At 72.4% G+C, this 22,332-nt stretch carries 20 protein-coding genes and 1 pseudogene; 14 read left to right on the top strand and 7 right to left on the bottom strand.

What is annotated here, in order from left to right; translation table 11 throughout:
- The first annotated feature begins 1 nt into the window (after window position 1).
- The 14 genes and pseudogenes from ACZ8ZB_RS10875 to ACZ8ZB_RS10810 all read left to right on the top strand — a co-directional run bounded on the left by ACZ8ZB_RS10875 (window position 2) and on the right by ACZ8ZB_RS10810 (window position 13,036).
- On the top strand, window positions 2-1,255 hold the full coding sequence (locus ACZ8ZB_RS10875) for an MCE family protein (RefSeq protein ID WP_470737503.1): 1,254 nt from the start codon (window positions 2-4) through the stop codon (window positions 1,253-1,255).
- Complete coding sequence (locus ACZ8ZB_RS10870; RefSeq protein WP_470737502.1) at window positions 1,252-2,310, top strand: MCE family protein; 1,059 nt, start codon at window positions 1,252-1,254, stop codon at window positions 2,308-2,310. The genes ACZ8ZB_RS10875 and ACZ8ZB_RS10870 overlap by 4 nt, the downstream gene beginning before the upstream one ends.
- Window positions 2,307-3,392: an MCE family protein gene (locus ACZ8ZB_RS10865; RefSeq protein ID WP_470737501.1), complete on the top strand. Its 1,086-nt coding sequence runs from the start codon at window positions 2,307-2,309 to the stop codon at window positions 3,390-3,392. The genes ACZ8ZB_RS10870 and ACZ8ZB_RS10865 overlap by 4 nt, the downstream gene beginning before the upstream one ends.
- The gene (locus ACZ8ZB_RS10860) at window positions 3,389-4,411 is read left to right on the top strand and encodes an MCE family protein (RefSeq protein WP_470737500.1); all 1,023 of its coding nucleotides are present in this window, start codon (window positions 3,389-3,391) and stop codon (window positions 4,409-4,411) included. The genes ACZ8ZB_RS10865 and ACZ8ZB_RS10860 overlap by 4 nt, the downstream gene beginning before the upstream one ends.
- Window positions 4,408-5,718, top strand: coding sequence for an MCE family protein (locus ACZ8ZB_RS10855; protein ID WP_470737499.1), 1,311 nt, complete (start codon window positions 4,408-4,410; stop codon window positions 5,716-5,718). Before ACZ8ZB_RS10860 ends, ACZ8ZB_RS10855 begins: the two co-directional genes overlap by 4 nt.
- Window positions 5,715-6,992 (top strand): MCE family protein, encoded by a 1,278-nt coding sequence (locus ACZ8ZB_RS10850; protein WP_470737498.1) that lies wholly within the window; start codon window positions 5,715-5,717, stop codon window positions 6,990-6,992. Before ACZ8ZB_RS10855 ends, ACZ8ZB_RS10850 begins: the two co-directional genes overlap by 4 nt.
- On the top strand, window positions 6,989-7,504 hold the full coding sequence (locus ACZ8ZB_RS10845) for a hypothetical protein (protein ID WP_470737497.1): 516 nt from the start codon (window positions 6,989-6,991) through the stop codon (window positions 7,502-7,504). The genes ACZ8ZB_RS10850 and ACZ8ZB_RS10845 overlap by 4 nt, the downstream gene beginning before the upstream one ends.
- Before the next feature lie 353 nt (window positions 7,505-7,857).
- A pseudogene (locus ACZ8ZB_RS10840) lies at window positions 7,858-8,355 on the top strand (hypothetical protein); the annotation flags it as partial.
- A 27-nt stretch (window positions 8,356-8,382) separates the two neighbouring features.
- Window positions 8,383-8,931 carry a hypothetical protein gene (locus ACZ8ZB_RS10835; RefSeq protein ID WP_470737496.1) on the top strand — a complete coding sequence of 183 codons (549 nt, stop codon included), beginning with the start codon at window positions 8,383-8,385 and terminating at the stop codon, window positions 8,929-8,931.
- Window positions 8,932-8,976: 45 nt separating this feature from the next.
- Window positions 8,977-9,804, top strand: coding sequence for a hypothetical protein (locus ACZ8ZB_RS10830; RefSeq protein ID WP_470737495.1), 828 nt, complete (start codon window positions 8,977-8,979; stop codon window positions 9,802-9,804).
- A 64-nt stretch (window positions 9,805-9,868) separates the two neighbouring features.
- Window positions 9,869-11,161 (top strand): lytic transglycosylase domain-containing protein, encoded by a 1,293-nt coding sequence (locus ACZ8ZB_RS10825; RefSeq protein WP_470737494.1) that lies wholly within the window; start codon window positions 9,869-9,871, stop codon window positions 11,159-11,161.
- A gap of 187 nt (window positions 11,162-11,348) precedes the next feature.
- Window positions 11,349-12,326, top strand: a complete 978-nt coding sequence (locus tag ACZ8ZB_RS10820; RefSeq protein ID WP_470737493.1) for an arabinan endo-1,5-alpha-L-arabinosidase — start codon at window positions 11,349-11,351, stop codon at window positions 12,324-12,326.
- Complete coding sequence (locus tag ACZ8ZB_RS10815) at window positions 12,308-12,445, top strand: hypothetical protein (RefSeq protein WP_470737492.1); 138 nt, start codon at window positions 12,308-12,310, stop codon at window positions 12,443-12,445. Before ACZ8ZB_RS10820 ends, ACZ8ZB_RS10815 begins: the two co-directional genes overlap by 19 nt.
- 27 nt (window positions 12,446-12,472) lie before the next feature.
- Window positions 12,473-13,036, top strand: a complete 564-nt coding sequence (locus ACZ8ZB_RS10810) for a hypothetical protein (RefSeq protein WP_470737491.1) — start codon at window positions 12,473-12,475, stop codon at window positions 13,034-13,036.
- Between the two features lie 7 nt (window positions 13,037-13,043).
- Here the strand turns inward: ACZ8ZB_RS10810 and ACZ8ZB_RS10805 are convergent, their stop codons facing one another.
- From ACZ8ZB_RS10805 to ACZ8ZB_RS10775, 7 genes are all read right to left on the bottom strand, one after another.
- The gene (locus tag ACZ8ZB_RS10805) at window positions 13,044-14,783 is read right to left on the bottom strand and encodes a pyridoxal phosphate-dependent aminotransferase (RefSeq protein WP_470737490.1); all 1,740 of its coding nucleotides are present in this window, start codon (window positions 14,781-14,783) and stop codon (window positions 13,044-13,046) included.
- Window positions 14,784-14,941: 158 nt separating this feature from the next.
- On the bottom strand, window positions 14,942-16,096 hold the full coding sequence (locus ACZ8ZB_RS10800; RefSeq protein ID WP_470737489.1) for an aldose epimerase family protein: 1,155 nt from the start codon (window positions 16,094-16,096) through the stop codon (window positions 14,942-14,944).
- A gap of 55 nt (window positions 16,097-16,151) precedes the next feature.
- Window positions 16,152-17,399: a multiple monosaccharide ABC transporter permease gene (mmsB, locus tag ACZ8ZB_RS10795; RefSeq protein WP_470737488.1), complete on the bottom strand. Its 1,248-nt coding sequence runs from the start codon at window positions 17,397-17,399 to the stop codon at window positions 16,152-16,154.
- Entirely contained in the window at window positions 17,396-18,946 is a 1,551-nt protein-coding gene (mmsA, locus tag ACZ8ZB_RS10790; RefSeq protein WP_470737487.1) for a multiple monosaccharide ABC transporter ATP-binding protein, read from the bottom strand. The genes mmsB and mmsA overlap by 4 nt, the downstream gene beginning before the upstream one ends.
- A 32-nt stretch (window positions 18,947-18,978) precedes the next feature.
- Complete coding sequence (gene chvE / locus ACZ8ZB_RS10785; protein ID WP_470737486.1) at window positions 18,979-20,085, bottom strand: multiple monosaccharide ABC transporter substrate-binding protein; 1,107 nt, start codon at window positions 20,083-20,085, stop codon at window positions 18,979-18,981.
- Between the two features lie 139 nt (window positions 20,086-20,224).
- A complete protein-coding gene (locus ACZ8ZB_RS10780; protein ID WP_470737485.1) occupies window positions 20,225-21,193 on the bottom strand; it encodes a hypothetical protein in 969 nt (322 codons plus the stop codon).
- Between the two features lie 118 nt (window positions 21,194-21,311).
- A complete protein-coding gene (locus ACZ8ZB_RS10775; protein WP_470737484.1) occupies window positions 21,312-22,316 on the bottom strand; it encodes a zinc-dependent alcohol dehydrogenase in 1,005 nt (334 codons plus the stop codon).
- Window positions 22,317-22,332: the final 16 nt, after the last annotated feature.

Raw genomic sequence — 22,332 nt, 5'->3', positions numbered from 1 at the left:
GATGAGCACAGCGCGAGGCGAGACGCTGCGCCACCGGTCCGCCGGGGTGGTGTTCCTGCTGGTGCCCGCCCTGCTGGTCTGGCTGGCCGTCGCCGTCTACGACAAGAAGTTCACCGACTCCGACCCGGTGGTCGTCGAGACCGACAGCGTCGGCAACGAGATGCACCTGGGCGCCGAGGTCAAACTGCGCGGCGTCGTCGTCGGCGAGGTCCGCGCCATCGACGCCACCGGCGACGGGGCCCGGCTCACCCTCGCCATGAAACCCGGCGCCCTCGACGACGTCCCCTCCGACGTCCGCGCGCAGATGCTGCCGACCACCCTGTTCGGCGAGCGGTTCGTGGCCCTCGTACCGCCCGAGGCCCCCTCGGACCGGCCGCTGGCCGCCGGGGCCGTCATCCCCCAGGACCGCTCCGAGAACGCCGTCGAACTCCAGCAGGTCCTCGACGACGTCCTGCCGATGCTCACCGCGGTCCAGCCGCAGAAGCTGTCCGCGACCCTGTCGGCCGTCTCGAGGGCGCTGGAGGGACGCGGCGACCGGATCGGCGACACGCTCGTACGACTGGACGCGCACCTGAAGGAGTTCAACCCCCACCTGCCCACCCTCAACCGGGACCTCAAGCACCTCGTGAAGGTCAGCCATGTCTACGCGGACGCCGCACCCGACATCATCACGGCGCTCACCGACCTCACCACCACCAGCGGCACCCTCGCCGAGCAGGAGGCCGCGTACGCCGGCACCCTCGGCGCCACCACCCGGACGGCCGAGGACATGACGGCCTTCCTGCGGAAGAACAAGGACAACATCATCCGGCTCAGCGCCACCGGCAGGCCCACCCTGGAACTGCTCGCCGAGTACTCCCCCTCCTTCCCCTGCACCCTGCGGACCCTCGCCGAGTTCGTGCCCGCCATGGACAAGGCGCTCGGCAAGGGCACCGACCGGCCCGGCATCCACGTCGACGTCACCACCGTCCCCTCCCGCGGCGCCTACCTCCCCGGCCGCGACACCCCGGTGTACGACTCCGGCGGCGGCCCCCGCTGCCCCTCCGTGCCCTACCTCGGCACCCTCGCCCGGCCCGCCGCACAGGCGTCCGCGGCGGCCGGCCAGGACCTCGGACCCGCCAACTCCCCGCAGGAGAACGACCTGGTCAACGAATTGCTCGCACCCGCCGCCGGCCGGCCCCCCGGCGATCTGCCCGACTGGAGCAGCCTGCTCGTCGGCCCGGCCTACCGCGGCACGGAGGTGACCCTCGGATGACCGCCCCGGACCACGCGCACACCCGGCGCCGCCCGCTGACCGGTCCGCTGCTCAAGTCCCTGGTCTTCGTGGTGGTCACCGGCATCGCCACGGCCGTGCTCGGCCTCAGCGTCGCCGACACCGGCGTCAGCACCGGCACCACCACCTACCGGGCCCTGTTCACCGACGTCACCGGACTCGTCGACGGCGACAGCGTACGGATCTCCGGGGTGAAGGTCGGCGAGGTGACCGACGTCCGCGTCGTGCGGCGGCGCACCGCACAGGTCACCTTCACCGTCCGCGACGACCGCCGGCTGCCCCGGTCGGCCACCGCCGCCGTGAAGTACCTCAACATGGTCGGCCAGCGCTACGTCGCCCTCGACCGCGGCAGCGGCGACCTCACCGGCACGCTCGAAGCCGGCGACACCATCCCGCTGGACCGCACCACGCCCGCCCTCGACCTGACCCTGCTCTTCAACGGGTTCAAGCCGCTGTTCGAAGGCCTGTCCCCGAAGGACGTCAACGGACTCGCCGGATCGATCGTGCAGGTGCTCCAGGGCGAGGGCGCCACCGTCGACGGACTGATCCGCCACATCGGCTCGCTCAGCACGACCGTCGCCGCCAAGGACGAGGTGATCGGCCAGGTCGTCGACAACCTCACCACCGTCCTGAAGACGCTCAACGACCGCGAGGACAGCTTCGACGACCTCGTGGTCACCCTGCGGGACCTCGTCACCGGCTTCAACGACGACCGCGAACCCCTCGGCGAGGCGGTCGAGGCCATGGGCGACCTGACCACCGTCACCGCCGATCTCCTCGAGGACGGACGCGCCCCCCTCAAGGAGGACATCCGCGAACTGGGCCGGCTCTCGACGGGTCTGGGCGAACACACCCCGCGGATCGAGGACTTCCTCGACCGGACCCCCGCCAAGATGACCGCGCTGGCCCGCCTGTCCTCCTACGGATCGTGGTTCAACCTCTACCTCTGCGAGGCACGCGTGAGCGGAGTGACCACCTCCGACGGCTCGGAGCCGCCGACCGGCATCGCGATCACCGAATCGAGGTGCCGCGGATGAGACCCTTCGCACGGCGCGACCGGACCGGCCGGCCGGCCGGGGTCCGGCGCCCGCGGCTCAAGCCGGTCAAGGAACGCGACCCCGTCGCCGTCGCCGTCGTCGGGCTGCTCGCCCTCGCCCTGCTCGCCGCCCTCGTCTACCACGTGGACCGGCTGCCGTTCGGCGGCGGTACGCACTACAGCGCCGACTTCTCCGAGGCCGCCGGCCTCGACGAGGGCGACGAGGTGCGCATCGCCGGCGTCAAGGCGGGCGAGGTCACCGGCGTCGTCCTCGACGGCGACAGGGTGAAGGTCACCTTCGAGGTCGAGGACGCCTGGATCGGCGACCGGACGACCGCCGCCATCGCCATCAAGACCCTCCTCGGCGACAAGTACCTGGCGCTCGACCCGCTCGGCTCCGGCCGGCAGGATCCAGGCAGCCGCATCCCGCTGTCCCGCACCACCTCCCCCTACGACGTGACACAGGCGTTCCAGGACCTCGGCTCCACCGTCGAGGACATCGACACGCGGCGGCTGGCGGAGAGCTTCGAGACCATCTCCGACACCTTCGAGAACTCCCCGCCCCATGTGCGCAGAGCCGCCGACGGCCTGTCCGCGCTGTCGAGGTCCGTCTCGAAGCGCGACGCGAAGCTCTCCGAACTCCTCGCGGGCAGCGCCCGGTTCACCAAGACGCTGCAGAACAGGAAGTCCAGCTTCGAGACGCTCATCGAGGACGGCGGCTCCCTGCTCGGCGAACTCCGGGACCGCCGCAGCGCCATCCGGGCCCTGCTCAAGGGCAGCAGGGAACTCGGCACCGAGATCAACGGCCTGGTCGACGACAACGAGAAGCAGCTCGGCCCCACCCTCAAGGCCCTCGGCCGGGTCACCGGCGTCCTGGAGAAGAACAACGACCAGCTCGGCAAGACCCTCGCCCTGGTCGGCCCGTACTACCGCCTCGTCGGCAACACCCTGGGCAACGGCCGCTGGTTCGACAGCTACCTGTGCGGCGTCGTCCCCCGCGACTACCTGCCCGAGACGTCCCTGCCCGAGACCGGCTGCCTGCCGCCGAAGCAGGCGGCGGCCCGGGGGAACGGTGAACGATGAGCAGACGCAGAAAAGTCCTCACCGGCCTGCTCGCCCTCGCGGTGCTCGTCGCCGCGGGCCTGACCGCGGTCCGGGTCCTCGACTCCGGCGGCACCCGCATCACCGCCTACTTCGACCGCACCGTCGGCGTCTACGCCGGGTCCGACCTGCGCGTCCTCGGGGTGCGGGTCGGCGAGGTGGAGTCGGTGCGGCCGCAGGGCACCACCGTGCGCGTCGGCCTCCTCCTGGACGAGGGCGTGAAGGTCCCCGAGGGCGCGCGGGCCGTGGTCGTCGCGCCGAGCGTCGTCGCCGACCGCTACGTACAGCTCACCCCCGCCTACAGCTCGGGCCCCGCCCTCGCCGAGGGCGCCGTGCTGCCCGCCGCGCGCAACCGCACCCCCGTCGAGATCGACCAGCTCTACGACTCGATCACCGAACTCGGCGAGGCACTCGGCCCGGACGGCGCCAACTCCGGTGGCGCCCTGTCCGACCTGCTGAGCACCGGCGCCGCCAACCTCGACGGCAACGGCGAGGCCATCGGCGACGGCATCGAGGAGTTCGGCAAGGCGGCCAGGACCCTCGACGGCAGCAGCGGCGACCTGTTCGGCACGCTGCGCAGCCTCCAGACCTTCACCACCATGCTGAAGGAGAAGGACACCGACGTGCGCACCGCGCAGGAACGCCTGGACGAGGTCGTCGGCTTCTTCGCCGACAACAAGGACGACCTCGCCGGCGCGCTCGAGGAGCTCGGCACCGCCCTCGGCCAGGTCAAGACCTTCATCGAGGACAACCGGGGCGAGCTGAAGGAGAACGTCGACCGGCTCGTGCCCCTCACCCGGACCCTCGTCGAGCAGCGGGCCTCGCTCGCCGAGGCGCTGGACGTGGCGCCGCTGGCCGCGGGCAACGTCGTGGACGCCTACAACCCCGACACCCGCACCCTCGACGGCCGCGCGAACCTCAACGAGATCAGCATGGGCGGACCGCTGCTGCCGCTGCCCGCGGCGGGCGGCTTGGCCGCCACCGGGGAGGGGGAGCGATGAGACGCGGGCCACGGAACTCCGGCCCGAGGGCCGCGGCGGTGAAGCGCGGCGTGCTCACCACGGGAGGCGCCGCCGGCCTCACCCTGGGCGGGCTGGTCGCCCTCGGCCTCGGCTTCGCCCTGGCCCTCGGCGCGGTCACCGTCGAACCGCCGCGCTTCGACGGCATCGAGGACCTGCCGCTGCCCGGCGGCGCCGACCTCGGCGACCACCCCTACACCGTCACCGCGGAACTCCGGGACGTGCTCAGCCTGGTCCCGCAGTCCGCGGTGAAGGTCAACGACGTCGCCGTCGGCCGGGTCACCGACGTCGAACTCGGCCGCGACGACTGGTCGGCCCGCGTCACCATGAGGATCAACGGCGACGTGCGGCTGCCCGCCGACGCCACCGCCCGCCTCGAACAGTCCAGCCTGCTGGGCGAGAAGTACGTCCAGCTCGTCGCGCCCGACCGGGAGACCGGAACCGGAAGGCTGGAGGACGGGGCCGTCATCCCGGTCTCCCGCACCAGCCGCAACACCGAGGTCGAGGAGGTGTTCGGCGCGCTGTCCCTGCTCCTCAACGGCGGCGGGGTCAACCAGCTCAGGACCATCACCCGGGAACTCGACGCGGCGCTCGACGGCCGCGAGCCCGAGGTCCGCTCCGTGCTGAAACGGGTCAACACCCTGGTGACCGACCTCGACGACCACCGGGGCGACATCACCGACGCCCTCGACGCCGTCAACCGGCTCTCCACGACCCTCGCCACCCGCAAGGACGACGTCGGCACCGTGCTCACCGGCCTCTCGCCCGGGCTGAAGACGCTCGAGGAACAGCGCGGCTCGCTGCTGACCATGCTGCGCTCCCTCGACACGCTCTCCGGCGTCGCCGTCACCACCATCGACGCGAGCAAGGACGACATGATCGCCGACCTCAAGGCCATCGCGCCGACCCTGAAGGCGCTCGCGGACGCGGGCACGGACCTGCCCGACTCCCTGGAGGTGCTGCTGACGTACCCGTTCACCGACGAGGTGCTGCGCGGGGTGAAGGGCGACTACCTCAACGTGTACCTGGACATGGCCGCCGTACCCGGCACCGAGGTGATCCCGCCGTTGGTGCCCGGGGGCACCGCGTCGCCCTCCGCCCCGGCGGACGGCGGGCCGGCGGCGGCCGGGAGGGAGCGGTCCGAGGGGAGGACGGGTGGGGAAGGGGAGTCCGCCCCGTCGCCGGCGGCCCCGTCCCGGCGGTCCTCACCGGCGCCGTCCTCCCCCCTGCCCCTGCCTTCCGTCCCCGCCACCGGGACGGCGGCCGTGCGGGGAGGTGAACCGGGTTGATCACCCTCGCCGTACGGCTGAAGAACCTCGCCTTCCTCGTCGTCGCCGTCCTCGCCCTCTCCTACCTCGGCATCCGCTACGCCGACCTCGGGCGCTACGTCGGGGTCGCCGACCACTACACCGTCGACGTGCGGCTCCCGCGCACCGGCGGGCTGTTCACCCACTCCGACGTCACCTACCGGGGCGTTTCCGTGGGCCGCGTCGGACCGATCGGCCTGACCGACGACGGTGTCGTCGCCGAGCTCCGCATCAAGAAGTCCGCCCCGCGCATCCCCGCCGACACCCGCGCCGTGGTCGCCGGGCTCTCCGCGGTGGGCGAGCAGTACATCGACCTGCGGCCCGAGAGCGGCGGCGGCCCCTACCTCGCCGAGGGCGCCCGCATCGAACAGGCCGACACCCAGGTGCCCGCGCCCGTCACCGACGTGCTCGCCAGCGTCGACGAACTCGCCGGCTCCGTCCCGCTCGACGACCTGCGCACGGTCGTGGACGAGTTCGGCAGGGCCTTCAAGGGCCACGGTGACGACCTCCAGGTCCTGCTCGACAGCGGCAGCGCCTTCGTGGAGGCCGCCGACCGCGCCCTGCCGTCCACCACCCGGCTCATCACCGACGGCGAGACCGTCCTGCGCACCCAGGCCGAGGAGGAGCGGGCCATCCGCGACTTCGCCGTCGGGGCGGAGGAACTGGCCCGCACCCTCAAGGGCTCCGACGCCGACCTGCGCCGCCTCCTCACCGTCGCCCCCGAGGCCGCCACCCAGGTCAGCGGCGTCCTGCGGGACCTCGACCCGAGTCTCGGCGTCGTCCTCGCCAATCTGCTCACCACCTCCGAGATCGCCGTCACCCGGCAGCGCGGCACGGAGGAACTCCTCGTGAAGTACCCGGCCGCCGTCGCCGCCGGAGCCACCGCCGTCGACGGAGGGAAGCTGAACCTCGGCATGGCCGTCACCTTCTTCAAGCCCCTGCCCTGCACCGCCGGATACGGCGCCACGCGCTACCGCAACGGACTCGACCTCGGCACCACGCCCGCCCTCAACACCGGCGCGGCCTGCACCGCACCCGCCGCGGACGGGTTCAACGTGCGCGGTTCGGCGAACGCCCCGAAGGGCGGCCCGGTGCCCGCCCCGGCCAGGCCCGGATCCCTGCCCTCCGGCAGCGGCGGGGCACGGACGGGCGGGCCGGCCGCGCTGCCCGGCGCCCTCGCCCTGCCCGGCCAGGACGGCGAGGCGCCGCGGGACATGGCGGGCCTGCTCGCCCCGGCCGGCGGGAGCACACGATGAAGGGGGCCCGCGTCCTCACCGGCGTGGGGCTGGCCCTGGCGCTCGGCTTCTGCGGCGCCGGCGCGTGGACGTACGCGCAGGCACGCACCGACGACGCGCTCGCGTACGGCCGGGAGCGCGACCGGGCGCTCGCCGACGGGCGGGCGGGCGTCGCCGTGCTCACCACGCTCGACGCCTCCACCCGGCAGCGGGCGGAGCAGGGAATCCGGGCCTGGCGCGACGCCTCCACCGGGCCGCTGCGCGAGGAACTGGGCCGCACCGAGGCGAAGGCGGGCGCCTCGGCGCGCGGCACGGTGACCGAGGCGGCCGTCACCGCCCTCGACACGCGGGCCGGCACGGCCAAGCTGATCACCACCGTCCGCGTCGAGGTCACGTCCGCCGGGACGAAGAAGCCGGCCGCCGACCGCAAACGCCTGGAGGCGGTCCTGGCCCGCACGGGTGAGGGGGAGTGGAAGGTGAAGGCGCTGAGCGCGGTGCCGCTCTCGGGGGAGCGGGAGGACGGGGACCGATGACGCTGACACGGCTGCTGCGCGGCAGGGCGCAGGATCCCGCGCGGGACGCGGCCCCGGGGGCTGATTCCGCTACGGACCCGGTCTCCGGGCCGGGACCCGCGGACGCGTCCGCCGCGGGGGAGACGCCCGCGGGCGGGACCCCCGGGCACGGGACCCCCGGGCACGGGACCCCCGGGCACGGGACCCCCGGGCACGGGACCTCCGGCAACGGGCCCTCCGGCAACGGGCCCTCCGCCGACGGGCTCCCCGAGGACCGGTTTCCCGGGGACGGGCGTTCCGGGGACGGGCGCTCCGAGGCGCAGGGCCCTGCGAACGGACCCGCCGCGGACCCGGTGGACGGCGTCCGCGCGGGCGGCCCTCTGCGGCGGGCCGCCCTCGCCGGGATCGCCGCGGCGCTCGTCCTCGGCGGCTGCGGCTTCCTCTACGGCGCCCACCGGCTCGAGTCGGCCGAGTCGGCCCGGAACCGCGCGCTCACCGACACCGAGGCCACCCACCGCGTCACCGGCGAGATCGCCGACGCCCTCGCCCGCGTCTTCTCCTACACGCCGGACGGCACCGCGGCCGCCGAGCGTTCCGCGCGCTCCGTCCTCGGTGGTCGCGCCGCCCGCCAGTACCAGGATCTCCTCGCCCAGGTCCGCGAGGACCTCACCGAGCAGCGCGTCACCCTGAGCACCCGTGCCGTCCGCACCGGCGTGATCGAACTCGACGGCGAAAGGGCACGCCTGCTGGTCTTCCTCGACCAGACCTCCCGCCGCGGCAAGGACGAGGCCACCACCGCGGCGGCCCAGCTCACCGTCACGGCCCGGCTGGAGAACGGCCGTTGGCGGATCGTCGACCTCAAGGCCCGCTGATCCGTGCGCGGGAGACTGGAGCACCCCATGCAACGCGCGGTCCGCGTCCTCACCGCACACCGCCCCCGTCCGCTGACGTCACTGGTGGTCGCCCTCACGCTCACCGCGGGCGGCTTCGCGGCCTGGGCGGGACAGGACTGGTACGGCGCGGCCCACGACGACCGGACCGCGTACGCCGCGCAGCGGGACGAGGCGCTCGCCGCCGGGGAGCAGGCCGTGCAGAACCTCAACACGCTCGATCACCGGGACCTGAACCAGGGCCTGGACCTGTGGGAGTCGTCGACCACCGGTGAACTGCACGACCAGCTGAAGTCGGGGCGGGCGGAGTTCGCGGACCAGGTGAGAGCGGCGAAGACGGTCACCACGGCCCGGGTGCTGTCGGGCGCGGTCGCCGAACTCGACGACCGCGCGGGCCGCGCCCGGGTGCTGGTCGCCCTGCGCGTCACCGTCCGGGCGTCCGACGGCGCGAGGACGGACAAGGACAGCCGCATGCTCGGCGAACTCACCCGCACCGGGGACCGGTGGAAGCTGAGCGCCCTGGGCCAGGCCCCCGTGGGCGGCGCACCGACCGGCTGACCCGGCTCCGCACCGGGCAAGCCGCCGCACCGAGAGGACAGCACGATGTCGACGACCCGCCACCACATCAACCGCCAGCGGCGCCGCCAGGCCCGCGAGACCCGGCCCGCCGCCTCCGCCGGGGCGGCGGAGAGCGCCGGGAGCCGGAGCCGTGCGGGTGGCACGGCCGTCCTGCCGCCCGCCGGCTCCCCGCCCTCCACGCGGCCGAACGGAGAGGGCCGGAAGGGCCGGAAGGACCGGAAGGACGGGAAGGCGCACGCGGCCGGCGGCGCGACGGACCTGAAGCCGGCCGGGTCCCGGGACGCGGCCGGTGAACGGACGGCCCGTGCCCGGCCGCGCCGCCCGGTGGGCCTCGCGGTGCTCTGCGCGCTGACCGTGCTCCTCGGCGGCTTCGCCGGCTGGGCGCACGCGAAGGCCGAAGCGCTCCGGGACGACCCCGCGCGGCGCAACACCGCCCTGACGGATCCCGCCCGCACCGGCGAGATCGAGGGACAGACGTCCAAGGCCGTCGACCGGCTCTTCTCCTACGACCACACCGACCCCGGCGCCCTCGAGAAGGCCGCGCGGGACCTCCTCACGGGAAAGGCCGTCGACCAGCACCGCACCCTGCTCGCCGACGTCCGGAAGCGGGCCGACGGGCAGAAGGCGGTGATCACCACGACGGTCACCGAGAGCGCGGTCGAACGGATCGACGGCCACCGGGCCCGGGTCCTCGTCTACGCCGACCAGAGCAGCGTCGCCACCGCCGGAAGCGCGAAGGACGCGAAGGACACGCAGGACGAGGGCGTGTACGCGGGCGCCGTGCTCGCCGTCGACGTCGTGCACCGCGACGGACGGTGGCTCGTCTCCGGCATCGACACCTTCGGCCGCTGAAGGCCGCCCGGCCGACGGAACCCACGGGCGTGACCGCCCCCCGCATCCGACAGGAGTGACAGCCATGCCCGTACGCCGCGTACGACGTCCGCGCACCGGCCGGACCCGCAGGGGACTGCGGACGACCGCCGTCACCGTGGCGGCCATGGCGGCCCTCACGGCCTCCCGGGCCCCCGGACTCCTCGGGGACGCGCGGGACGCCCATGCCGCCCCGCCCGCCGACGACGTGCGCGGCACGGCGGCGGGCGCCCCGTACGTCGATCCCGTTCCACCCGGTGACGGCTCCTACCACACCGAACTCCCGCCCCTGCGGACCCCGGACGTCGCCTCCGCCGCCCCGGCGCTCGTGCGGGACCTCCGTTCCCAGTCGGGCATCCCGGCCACCGTGCTGCGCGCCTACCGCGCCGCCGAGGCCTCCGTCGGCAGGACGGACCCCGGCTGCCGGCTGCCCTGGGAGCTGCTCGCGGCGATCGGCAAGGTCGAGTCCGGCCAGGCGCGCGGCGGCGCGGTCGACCGCAGCGGCACCACACGGGGCCGGATCACCGGGCCACCGCTCGACGGCCGGGGTTTCGCCCTGATCCGGGACACGGACGGGGGCGCCCACGACGGTGACACGGTCTACGACCGCGCGGTGGGACCGATGCAGTTCCTGCCGTCCACCTGGGCCCGCTGGGGCACGGACGGCAACGGCGACGGCCGCGCCGACCCGAACAACGTCTTCGACGCGGCCCTGGCGGCCGGCCACTACCTGTGCGCGGGCGACCGGGACCTGGGCCGGGCCGCGGACCTGGACCGGGCGGTCCTCGGTTACAACCACTCACGCCCCTATCTGAGGCTGGTCAGGTACTGGCTGGACTTCTACAGCCGGGGGGCCCACGCCGTACCCGACGGCGAGGGCGTCGTCCCGAGGAGCCCCGGCGCGGGCGGCGCCACCCCGGCGAACGGGCCCGTCGACGGCGGGATCGGCGGCAAGGGCGGCAAGGGCGGCAAGGGCGGCAAGGGCGGCAAGGGCGGCAAGGGGGACGGGAACGCGGGCGGGGGCATCGTCATCGGTCCCGACCCGAGCACGCCGGGCAGCCCCGGGCCGTCCCCGTCCCCCTCCGCCCCGGCGCCCGCTCCGACGACCGCCTCCCCGACCCCGCAGCCCTCCCCGACGACGCCTCCGACGAGCCAGGAACCCTCGCAGCCGCCCGTCCAATCCCCCACGGGAACCCCGTCGCCGGACCCGACGGACCCTAGCCCCACGCCCACCGGTCCGGACGACTGCCCCACGGAGTCCGCGACCCCGTCCCCCGGCCCCGCCGCCTCCCCGGCCGCCTCGCCCTGCCCGGCCCCGACGGCCACCTCGTCCGGGTGAAGAGGGCCCCGGAGAACCGCGCCCGCCTCACCGTCGGGCGGGCACGGTTCTCCGGGGCCGGTGTCAGGAAGGGCTGCGCGGGCCATTGACGCGCAAACGGTTCGATTCTACGGTCCCGTTCGAACTTGCGATCGCTGTTCGAAATCGCGAACAGCTCCTTCACCCCCACCGCAAGGAGAACCCCCGCATGAGCCGCACCCTTCGCAGGCGCACCGCGCTCCTCGCGCTCCCCACCGCCGCCCTCCTGGCGCTGACGCCGACCACGGCCTCGGCGTACCCCGACCCCGGCCGCGTCACCGGTTCCGTCGTCACGCACGACCCGTCGATGATCCGGACCTCCTCCGGGCAGTACCTCCTCTACGCCACCGGCGGAGGCGTCTCCAGCAAGACCTCCACCGACCGCACCGCCTTCTCCGCCGGCGCCGACGCGTTCTCGTCCCGCCCGAGCTGGTGGCGGAACTACTCCTCCGTGCCGGAGGCCTGGGCGCCGGACATCTCGTACCACGGCGGCAAGTACCTGATGTACTACTCCGTCTCGAAGTTCGGGTCGAACACCTCCGCCATCGGGCTGGCCGGCTCGACCACCGGACAGCCGGGCAGCTGGACCGACTACGGCACCGTCTACACCTCGAGCTCCTCCAGCGACTTCAACGCCATCGACCCCAACCTCTTCGTCGACGACGACGGCAAGTGGTGGCTGTCCTTCGGCAGCTGGTGGACCGGCATCAAGATGATCCGGATCGACCCCGCCACCGGGAAGCAGCTCTCCTCCCACACCACCCGCTACTCGCTCGCCTCCCGTCCCTCCGGGACGAAGGCCGTCGAGGCGCCGTTCATCGTCAAGCGGAACGGCTACTACTACCTCTTCGCCTCGTACGACACCTGCTGCGCCGGCACCAGCTCCACCTACAAGGTCAAGGTCGGCCGCGCCACCAGCGTCACCGGGCCGTACCGCGACAGGAACGGCGTCTCGATGATGAACAACGGCGGCACGCCCGTCCTCGAGTCGCACGGCAGCGTCATCGGCCCCGGCGGCCAGTCGATCATGAACGACGTCGACGGGGACCTGATCGTCTACCACTACTACGACGGCGACGACAACGGCACCCCCAAGCTCGGCGTCAACCTCCTGAACTGGAGCAGCGGATGGCCCGTCGCCCACTGACCCTGACCCTGCCGCTGCCCGCCCTCTCGCTCGGGCAGTCGTCCGCGGACGGCGCCGACGTACGGCGGTGGACCTGGCTGAACAATGGGCGCCGGCAGTGGAGGCTCAGCCCTGCGTAGGGCACGGGGCAGGAGGGTGAGGGGCGGATGGACCTGGACACGCTGGCCGACAGGGCGCGGGAGGCCTTGCGCGCGGGCGGGGAGGAGGCCGACGTGTGCGCCGGTCTCGTGCGGGACACCGGCGATCCGCGCGCCGCCGCGCTCGCCACCTGCCTGGCCCTGGGGATCACGCGGACCGAGGCCGAGCGGCGGCTGGCGACGGAGGAGGGGGCGGGCGCCTTCGACGAGACGGGGCCCGGCGACGAGGATTTCCTCGCCCTCCTGCTCCAGGCCGGAGGCGTCTTCGTCGTCGACCGGCGGCTCGACGCACACGAGCAGCGGATACGGGACCTGCTGGATGCGGCGCGCACGGCGTACGGGGCGGGCCTTCCGAGCGGGTTCGCCGTCAGCCTGTGGCGGTGGTGCCGCGCCGGTGAACTCGCCCGGGCCTATCGGGGACTCGCCTCGCGGCAGCGGGTCAGGGACGACGGCGATCCCGCCGCCTACTGGGCCGCCCTCGTCGCCGCCGGGGAACTCCTGCAGGACGGCGACGGGATCGAGGAGGCGCGGGAGCACTGCCGCCGGATGGCGGAGCGACACCCCGCCCCCTGAGGACGGTTCAGCCCGCCTGGCCCATCCCCGCCGGGCCGGGCCAGGCGCTCTGCGGTCCCGGCCGGCCCGCCGCCGGGGCCGTGGAGAGGCCGTCGGTGCCCCTGACCTGGGCGGCCGTCAGGCCGCCGCGGGCGGGGACGCCGGGTGGGGTGAGGCCGGCGGACGGAGGCTGCGCCGGGTACGCCGTCGCGGCGGGCATCGGCGCCTGCGGCACCTGTGCCGCCTGCGCCACGGGCGCGAGCGGCTGCGCGGGCTGCGGGAGCGGCTCCGGAACCTGCGGGGGCGCGGGCTGCGACACGGGTTGGGGCACGGGCTGCGGGACCTCCTGCGGCGCGGGCTGCGGCGCGAACTGCGGCGCGAACTGCGGTACCGGCTGGGCGACCGGCTGAGGCGCCCCGGCCCCCGTCCCGCCCCCCGCGACCACCGAGGCGGCGGCCGGCACCGGCATCCCGCCGCCCGCGCCCGTCGCGGGGGCGGGCGCGGCGGCGGGGAGCGGCATGCCGGCACCGGCGGCCTGAGCGGCGAGCCCCCGCGTGCCCGCCCCGTTGGTCCGGCTCACCAGGCGGTCCACGGCCGCCGTGCCCGAGCTGTAGCCGGTCCCTGTCGCCTGCTCGGGCACGGCGGCGCCCCTCCTGGACGTCCCGTAGAGCACCTGTTCCAGACCGGACACCAGGCGGCGCACGTCCACCTGGGGACGCACCACGAGACGCAGGAAGCGGCTGGAGGAGCCGATCTTGTTGCCGCACTCGCGGACCAGGATCCGGTGCTCGGTGAGCATCCGGTCCCGGACCACGGTGCCCTCGGCGCCCACGGGGAGGCGCACGAAGAGGAAGTTGCCCTGGGACGGGTAGACCGTCAGCCCGGGCAGCGAGGAGAGCTGACCGGACATGTCCATCCGGTCGCGGCGCACCTGGTGCAGACTTCGGGCGTACTCGGCGCCGTGCTCCTTCAGCATGAACACCACGTGCTCGGCGAAGGAGTTGAGATTCCACTTGGGGAGCATCGAGCGCACCTTCCCCGCGAGCGCGGGGTTGGCGACCAGGTAGCCGAAGCGGATGCCGTGCAGGCCGAAGTTCTTGCCGAGGCTGCGCAGCACGATGACGTTGGGGCGCAGCATCGCCTCCTGCACCACGCTCGGCTCGTTCTCCGCGTCGGCGAACTCCAGGAAGGACTCGTCGATCACCACCAGGTCCAGGTCGGCCATGGCGTCCATGAACTGCACGACCGCGTGCCTGTGCAGGAAGCCGCCGTCGGGGTTGTTCGGGTTGCAGATCACCGCCACCCGGGTGCCCCTGGCCCGTATGAACTCCGCGTACTGCGCGAGGTCGAGGACGAAGCCGCCGGCCTCCTGGAGCGGGAACATGTCGACCCGCTTGCCGGTCTCCATGGGCTGGTCGGTCCAGCGGCCGAAGGTGGGGACGGGGACGGCGAGGGACTCACGGACCAGGAGGTGGTCGATCCAGGTGATCAGCTCCGTGGAGCCGTTGCCCATCGCCACGCACTGCGGCGGCAGTTGGAGCAGGCCGCACAGTTCGGCCGTGATGGTGTCGGCGCTGCTCGGGTAGTACGTGATGATGTCGCGCAACCGGCCCGCCATCTCCTCGAACATGGCGGGGGTGGGGAAGTACGGGTTGCAGGGGATGCAGAAGTCCACCGGGCCGGCCCCGTCGCTCTCCCGTGTCAGCGCCGCCATCGACGGGCTGTGCGCCGCGGTGCCGCGGAACAACGAGGTGACGTTGTCGGCCATGGATCCTCCGTGTGCGACGGGCCCGTCGGGGAGGGGGCCGGGCCCGTCATGCCTGGGTGGCCCGTGCGGGGGAGCACGGGCCACCCAGGAGTACGGAGCGGGGCGCGCCGCCGTTCAGGCCGTGTGAGGAAAACGTGACGGCGACGATCCCCCGGGGCTCATGCCCCGAACGAGTGGACCGTCGTCGTCCGGTACGTCTGTCCCGGCCGCAGCACGGTCGACGGGAACGACGGCTGGTTCGGCGAGTCCGGGAAGTGCTGGGTCTCCAGGCACAGCCCGTCGCCCTGCCGGTAGACCCGGCCGCCGGTGCCGACGAGGGTGCCGTCGAGGAAGTTGCCGGAGTAGAACTGCAGGCCCGGCTCGTTCGTCGCGATCCTCAGGGTGCGGCCGGAGGACGGGTCGCGCAGGACGGCGACCTGCTCGGGGCGGCGGGTGACGCCCTTGTCGAGCACCCAGTTGTGGTCGAAGCCCTGCCCGTACAGCACCTGCTGGTGAGCGGCGCGGATGTCCCGGCCGACCGGCTTGGCCCGGCGGAAGTCGAAGGGGGTGGCCGCGACCCGCGCCAGTTCGCCCGTGGGGATCAGCCCCGAGTCGACCGGCGTGTAACGGGAGGCGGCGATGGACAGCTCGTGGTCGTAGATCGAGCCGCTGCCCTCGCCCGCGAGGTTCCAGTAGACGTGGCTGGTGAGGTTGGTGACGGTGGCGTGGTCGGTGGTGGCCTCGTAGTCGATGCGCCAGTCGCCGTCGCGGGTGAGGGTGTACGTGACCTTCGTGCGCAGCGTGCCCGGGTAGCCCATCTCGCCGTCGACGCTCGTGTGGTACAGGCGCAGGCCGACGTCGGAGCCCCGGGTGAACGGCTCGACGTCCCAGACCCGCTTGTCGAAGCCCTGGGCTCCGCCGTGCAGGCTGTTCTCGCCGTCGTTGACGGAGAGCTGGTACTGCTTTCCGTCGAGGGTGAAGCGGCCCTGGTCGATGCGGTTGCCGTAGCGGCCGATCAGGGCGCCGAAGTAGGGGCTGGAGGCGACGTACTCCTCGAGGGTGTCGAAGCCGAGGGAGACGTTGGCGTAGCGACCGCGGCGGTCGGGGATCTCCAGGGACTGGACGATGCCGCCGTAGGAGAGGACCTTCATCCGCGTGCCGCCGTTCTCCAGCGACCAGCTGTGGACCTTGGTGCCGTCCTCGAGCCTGCCGAAGAGCGACCTCACCGGCTTCCCCCTGCCCGGCGCGGCGTGCGCCGTGCCGCCGAGGGCGGTGGTGGCGGCGACACCGGCCGCCGCGGCTCCTGCGATGACCGTGCGTCTGTTCAGTTCCATCCGTGCGGCTCCCGAAAAGGAAGGGGCCCCGCCTTCCGACGGGGCCCGAGCTGACCTACGAACCGGACTTGCGCTTGTTCCACACGTCGAAGCCGACCGCCGCCAGCAGCACCAGGCCCTTGATGACCTGCTGCCAGTCGGTGCCGATGCCGACGAGGTTCATGCCGTTGTTCAGCACGCCCAGGACCAGACCGCCGATGATCGCGCCGAGGACCGTGCCGACGCCGCCGCTCATCGACGCGCCGCCGATGAACGAGGCGGCGATGGCCTCCAGCTCGAAGTTGAGGCCGGCCTTGGGAGAGGCCGCGTTGAAGCGGGCGGCGAAGACCAGACCCGCCAGGGCCGCGAGCATGCCCATGTTCAGGAAGACCAGGAAGGTGACCTTCTTGTCCCGCACGCCCGACAGCTTGGCCGCGGGCAGGTTGCCGCCGATGGCGTAGATGTGGCGGCCGATGACGGCGTTGCGCATCACGTAGCCGAAGCCGACGAGCAGCGCGCCGAGGATCAGCAGCACGATCGGGGCGCCCTTGTAGCTGGCCAGCAGCATCGTCACGACCAGGATGGCGGAGCCGAGCGCGACGAGCTTCAGCAGGAACAGCTTGGCGGGCAGGACGTCGAGGTCGAACTCCTTCTGGCGGCGGCGGTCGCGGACCTCCTGGAGGACCACGAGCGCGATCAGCGCGAAGCCGAGGAGCAGGGTGAGGTTGTGGTAGTTGGTCTCCGGGCCGACCTCCGGCATGAAGCCGTTGGCGACGGTCTGCAGACCCTTGGGGAACGGGCCGAGGGTCTGGCCCGCCAGGAAGATCTCGGTGAGACCGCGGAAGGTCAGCATGCCCGCGAGGGTCACGATGAACGACGGTATGCCGCCGTAGGCGATGAACCAGCCCTGTATCGCGCCGGCCAGCGCGCCCACGGCCAGACAGAGGATCACCGCGACCGGCCACGGCAGGTCGTTCTTCACCATGAAGACGGCGGCCATCGAGCCGACGAACGCCGTCAGCGAGCCGACCGACAGGTCGATGTGGCCCGCGATGATGACCAGCATCATGCCGATCGCGAGGATCAGGATGTAGCTGTTCTGCAGCACCAGGTTGGACACGTTGCGCGGCAGCAGCAGGTCGCCGTCGGTCCACACCGCGAAGAGCGCCACGATGAGGCCGAGGGCGATCAGCATGCCGTACTGGCGCATGTTGCGGCGCATGCCGTCCAGCATCAGCTGGAGCAGGCCGTCACCGCCGCCCGCCCCGTTCCTGCCCGGCGGCGCGGCCGCCGGGGTCTTGCCGGTGACTTCGGTGCTGCTCATCGGGATACCTCTTTGTCCTTCGTCATCTGACGCATCAGCGATTCCTGGGAGGCCTCGGCCCGCGAGAACTCACCGGTCAGCCTTCCTGCGGCCATCGTGTAGATGCGGTCGCACATGCCGAGCAGTTCGGGCAGCTCGGAGGAGATGAAGACGACCGCCTTGCCCTCGGCGGCCAGCTTGTCGATGACCGTGTAGATCTCGTACTTGGCGCCGACGTCGATGCCGCGCGTCGGTTCGTCGAGGATCAGCACATCGGGACCCGCGAAGATCCACTTGCTGAGCACGACCTTCTGCTGGTTGCCGCCGGACAGCTTGCCCACCGGCTCGAACACCGTCGGGGCCTTGATGTTCATCGACTTCCGGAAGCGCTCGGAGACCTGCCGCTCCTCGTGCTCGTCCACCACACCGCGCCGGGCGACCTTCTTCAGGGCGCTGAGCGAGATGTTGCGGTTGATGGTGTCGATGAGGTTCAGCCCGAAGTGCTTGCGGTCCTCGGTGACGTACGCGATGCCGTGCCCGACCGCCTCGGGGACGGTCTTCGTACGGATCTCCGTGCCGTCCTTGAGGACCGTGCCGGCGGCGTACCGGCCGTAGGTGCGGCCGAAGATGCTCATCGCGAGCTCGGTACGGCCCGCGCCCATCAGGCCGGCGATGCCGACGATCTCACCGCGCCGCACCTCGAGGGACACGTCGTCGACGACCTTGCGCTGCTGGTCGATCGGGTGGTGCACGGTCCAGTTGCGGACCTCCAGGGCCGGGGCGGCGCCCTCCTCGGGCTGGTGCGGGGAGCGCTCCGGGAAGCGGTGCTCCAGGTCGCGGCCGACCATGCCGGAGATGATCCGGTCCTCGCTGGTCTCCGCGGCCTTCACGTCGAGCGTCTCGATGGTCCGCCCGTCCCGCAGGATCGTCACCGAGTCGGCGACCTTGCGGATCTCGTTGAGCTTGTGGGAGATGATGATCGAGGTGATGCCCTGTTCCTTCAACTCCAGTATCAGGTCGAGGAGTTTGTCGCTGTCCTCGTCGTTCAGGGCCGCGGTCGGCTCATCGAGGATGAGCAGCTTCACCTTCTTCGAGAGCGCCTTCGCGATCTCCACCAGCTGCTGCTTGCCCACGCCGATGTCGGCGACGCGGGTGTCCGGGTGGTCGGACAGACCGACCCGGCGCAGCAGTTCGGTGGCGTGCTTGAGGGTGGCGTTCCAGTTGATGAACCCGCGCGTGGCGTGCTCATTGCCGAGGAAGATGTTCTCGGCGAGGGAGAGGAACGGCGACAGCGCCAGTTCCTGGTGGATGATGACGATGCCGCGCTGCTCGCTGGCCCGGATGTTCTTGAACTCGCAGGGCTCCCCCTCGAAGAGGATGTCCCCCTCGTAACTGCCGTGCGGGTGGACGCCGGAGAGGACCTTCATGAGGGTCGACTTGCCGGCGCCGTTCTCACCGCAGATGGCGTGGACCTCGCCCTTGCGGACGGTCAGCGTGACGTCCGACAGCGCCTTGACGCCGGGAAAGGTCTTGACGATCGAGCGCATTTCCAGGACGGGTCCCGCCATGGTCGTGCCTTCCAATCCTTGAAGGGGCCCGGTTACTTGAGCTGGTCCTCGGTGTAGTAGCCGCCGTCGACCAGGACCTGCTTGTAGTTGGACTTGTCGACGCTCACCGGCTGCAGCAGGTAGGCGGGGACGACCTTGGCGCCGTTGTCGTACGACTTGGTGTCGTTGACCTCGGGCTTCTTGTCGTCGAGGACCGCGTCGACCATGTTCGCGGCGACCTTGGCGAGCTCGCGCAGGTCCTTGAAGACGGTCTGGGTCTGCTGGCCCGAGATGATCGACTTCAGCGAGGCGACCTCGGCGTCCTGGCCGGTGACGACGGGCATGGCCTTGCTGCCGGAGCCGTAGCCGTCCGACTTCAGGGCGGACAGGATGCCGATGGAGATGCCGTCGTAGGGCGAGAGCACCGCGTCGACCCGGGCGCCGCGGTAGCTGGAGGTGAGCAGGTCGTCCATGCGCTTCTGCGCGGTGCCGCCGTCCCAGCGCAGCGTGGTGACCTGGTTGAGGTCGGTCTGCTTGGAGCGGACGACCAGCTGGCCCTTGTCCATGTACGGCTTCAGGACGTTCATCGCGCCCTGGAAGAAGTACCGGGTGTTGTTGTCGTCGTTGGAGCCGGCGAACAGCTCGATGTTGAAGGGGCCCTTCTTGCCGGCCTTCAGCCCCAGCTTGTCGACGATGTAGCCGCCCTGCAGCTCGCCGACCTTCTCGTTGTCGAACGAGGCGTAGTAGTCGACGTTCTCCGTGCCGAGGATCAGCCGGTCGTAGGAGACGACCGGGATGTCGGCGTCCTTGGCCTGCTGCAGGACGTTGCCCAGGGACTTGTTGTCGATCGCCGCGATGATCAGGGCGTCCACACCCTGCGTGATCATGTTCTCGATCTGCGAGACCTGCTGGTCCGGGTCGTCCTCGCCGAAGACCAGCTTGGTCTTGAACCCCTTGGCCTTCAGCTCCTTCTCGACGTTGGCGCCGTCGGTGATCCAGCGCTCGGAGGACTTGGTCGGCATCGCGATGCCGACGGTGGCCCCCTCCGAGCCGCCCTTCTTCTCGCTGCCGCCCTCGCTGTTCTGGCCGCAGGCGGTCAGGGTGAGGGCGAGGGCTGCGGCCGAGGCGACGGCGGCGAGTGCGGCTCTGCGGTTACGCATGGTCATCATCCTTGATGTGGGTGCGGGGTCGGTCCGGACGGGCGAGGCGCCACCGGGAGGGGGATCAGGAGACCGGGAAAGAGGTGTGTGCGATTGTGCGCGGCTGTGTCTGCTTCTGTGAAGCCGAGTTTCCGGAACGTTATGACGAGATCTCGAACCGGCTCAGATCGCCCGGAAGGCGCGAACCGAGCGGCGCCATGTCGCCGTCCGCGCCGTGCCGGGCCAGCAGGTCCAGGGCCAGCCGGCCGCGCCGCACGCGCTCCTTCGCGGTCGCCAGGGTCAGCTCCCGCATGTGGTGCCCGTACGGATAGATCCCGGGTGTCTTGGACAGGCCGAACTTCAGGTACAGCGGGGCGCCGCGCCGGATGAGTTCGGCGACCTCGTACATCCGCACGTAGCCGCCGAGGTCGTCGGGGGCCTCGATGTACATGTCCATCGGGGTGGCCGAAACCCGCCGTATCTCGGTGAGGTGGTCGAGCGTCAGGTCGCTGGGGACGTTGATCGAGTCGGCGCCGAGGTGCTCGTAGACCGCGAAGGAGGCGGGGTTGACCGGTCCGACGAGCGCCGAGAGCTTCAGTGTGGTGTCGGCGGGCAGCAGCCCGGCCGCGCGCGCCCGGTGCAGCGTCCACAGCACGCCCTCGTCGGCGACCAGCAGGCACTTGACGCCCAGCTCCGTGGCGCGCACGGCGTCCTCGACGCAGCCGGCGACCGCGTCGTGGCCCCGGGCGCGCAGTCCGGCGCCGCCCGAGTCGGTACGGGTGGAACCGCCGATGTCCCAGGTGCCGCGCGGGCCGGTGAACAGGCAGAGCTCGATGTCGCGCTCCGCGGTGGCCTCGGCCATCTCGGTGATCTCGGCGTCGGTCAGCATCCAGACGCCGCTGCCCTGGCTGATCCGGTGGATCGGCACGTCGAGGCGCGAGGCCTCCTTCAGGACCACGGCCAGCGCCTCGGGCCCCTCGCACGAGGGGATCTCGGTGCGCCAGCGGCCGCCGCCGGGGAAGGTGTGCGGCGAGGCGTCGGCGGGGTCGAGGGCGGGTGCGCTCATGCCGAGCGCGGTGAGGATCTGCTCACCGGGCCTGCGGGGAGCCGTGGCGGAAGCGTCGGTCACAGGGTGTCCTTTGGTTCGATATGTCGGACGAGGTTCGCGGCTCGGGGTGCGAGTCGGGCGGGAGGCGGGCGTACGCCGGTACGGGGACCGTCAGGTCGCCCCCGTACCGGCGTACGGACTAGGGACGCAGCAGGACCTTGCCCACCTTCGGATCGCCGGACCCCACCAGCTCGATGGCCTGCGGGAACTCGGCGAGCGGCAGCTCATGGCTCACCAGCGGCAGCGGATCGAGCAGCCCGGCGGCGAACACCCGCACGGTGTGCGCCCAGGCGTCCGGCGGAGCGCCGAAGACGGTGTGCACCTCCAACTGCCGTACGACCAGGTCCGTGGGGTCGAGCCCGTCGGCGCCCGGCGCCGGGATGCCGGTGAGGACCAGCCGCCCGCCGCGCCGCAGCAGCGAGGCCGCCGTACGGGCCGCGTCCGCCGACCCGGCGGTCTCGATCACCACGTCGAAATCGTCCGGGAGCGGCCGGTCCTTGGTGCGGAAGTCGGTGGCCCCGTACTGCCGGGACAGCGCCTCGCGGTCGCCCCGGGAGCCCACCACCAGCAGCTCGGAAGGGGAGCCGGCGCGCAGGAACTGCACGGCGAACATCCCGAGGGTGCCGGTGCCGACCACCGCGACCCGCTCGCCGGGCACGGCGTTCGCCTTCAGCGCGGCGGCGGCGATGCAGGCGGCCGGCTCCAGCAGCGCGGCGGCGCTCAGGTCGGCGTCGTCGGGCAGGACGTGCAGCAGCCGGGCCGGGAGGGTCAGCGTGGCGGCCATGGCGCCCGGCTGGGTGAAGCCGGTCTCCTCGTAGCCCGCCGAGCACAACGTCGTCTCACCGGCGTGACAGCGGTCGCAGACCTGGCAGTTGCGGAAGCCCTCGCCGACCACCTTGCGGCCGGCCAACGCGGCGGACACCCCCGCGCCCACCCGCTCCACGGTCCCGGACCACTCGTGGCCCGGGGTGAGCGGGTAGCGCACGTACCCCTCGGGACGGTTGCCCTGGTACACCTCGCGGTCGCTGCCGCAGATGCCCGAGGCGTGCACCCGGACCAGGGCCTCGCCCGCACCGGGCTCGCGCGGCTCGTGCGGGACCAGGCGGTGCTCGCCGGGGCCCTCGATGACGACCTGGGTGCTCATCGCGTCCCTCCCGGGC

This window comes from Streptomyces sp. 12E (assembly GCF_055633275.1).
Note: the sequence above shows the minus strand (reverse complement) of the source record. Positions and strands in the feature narration are given on the sequence as shown.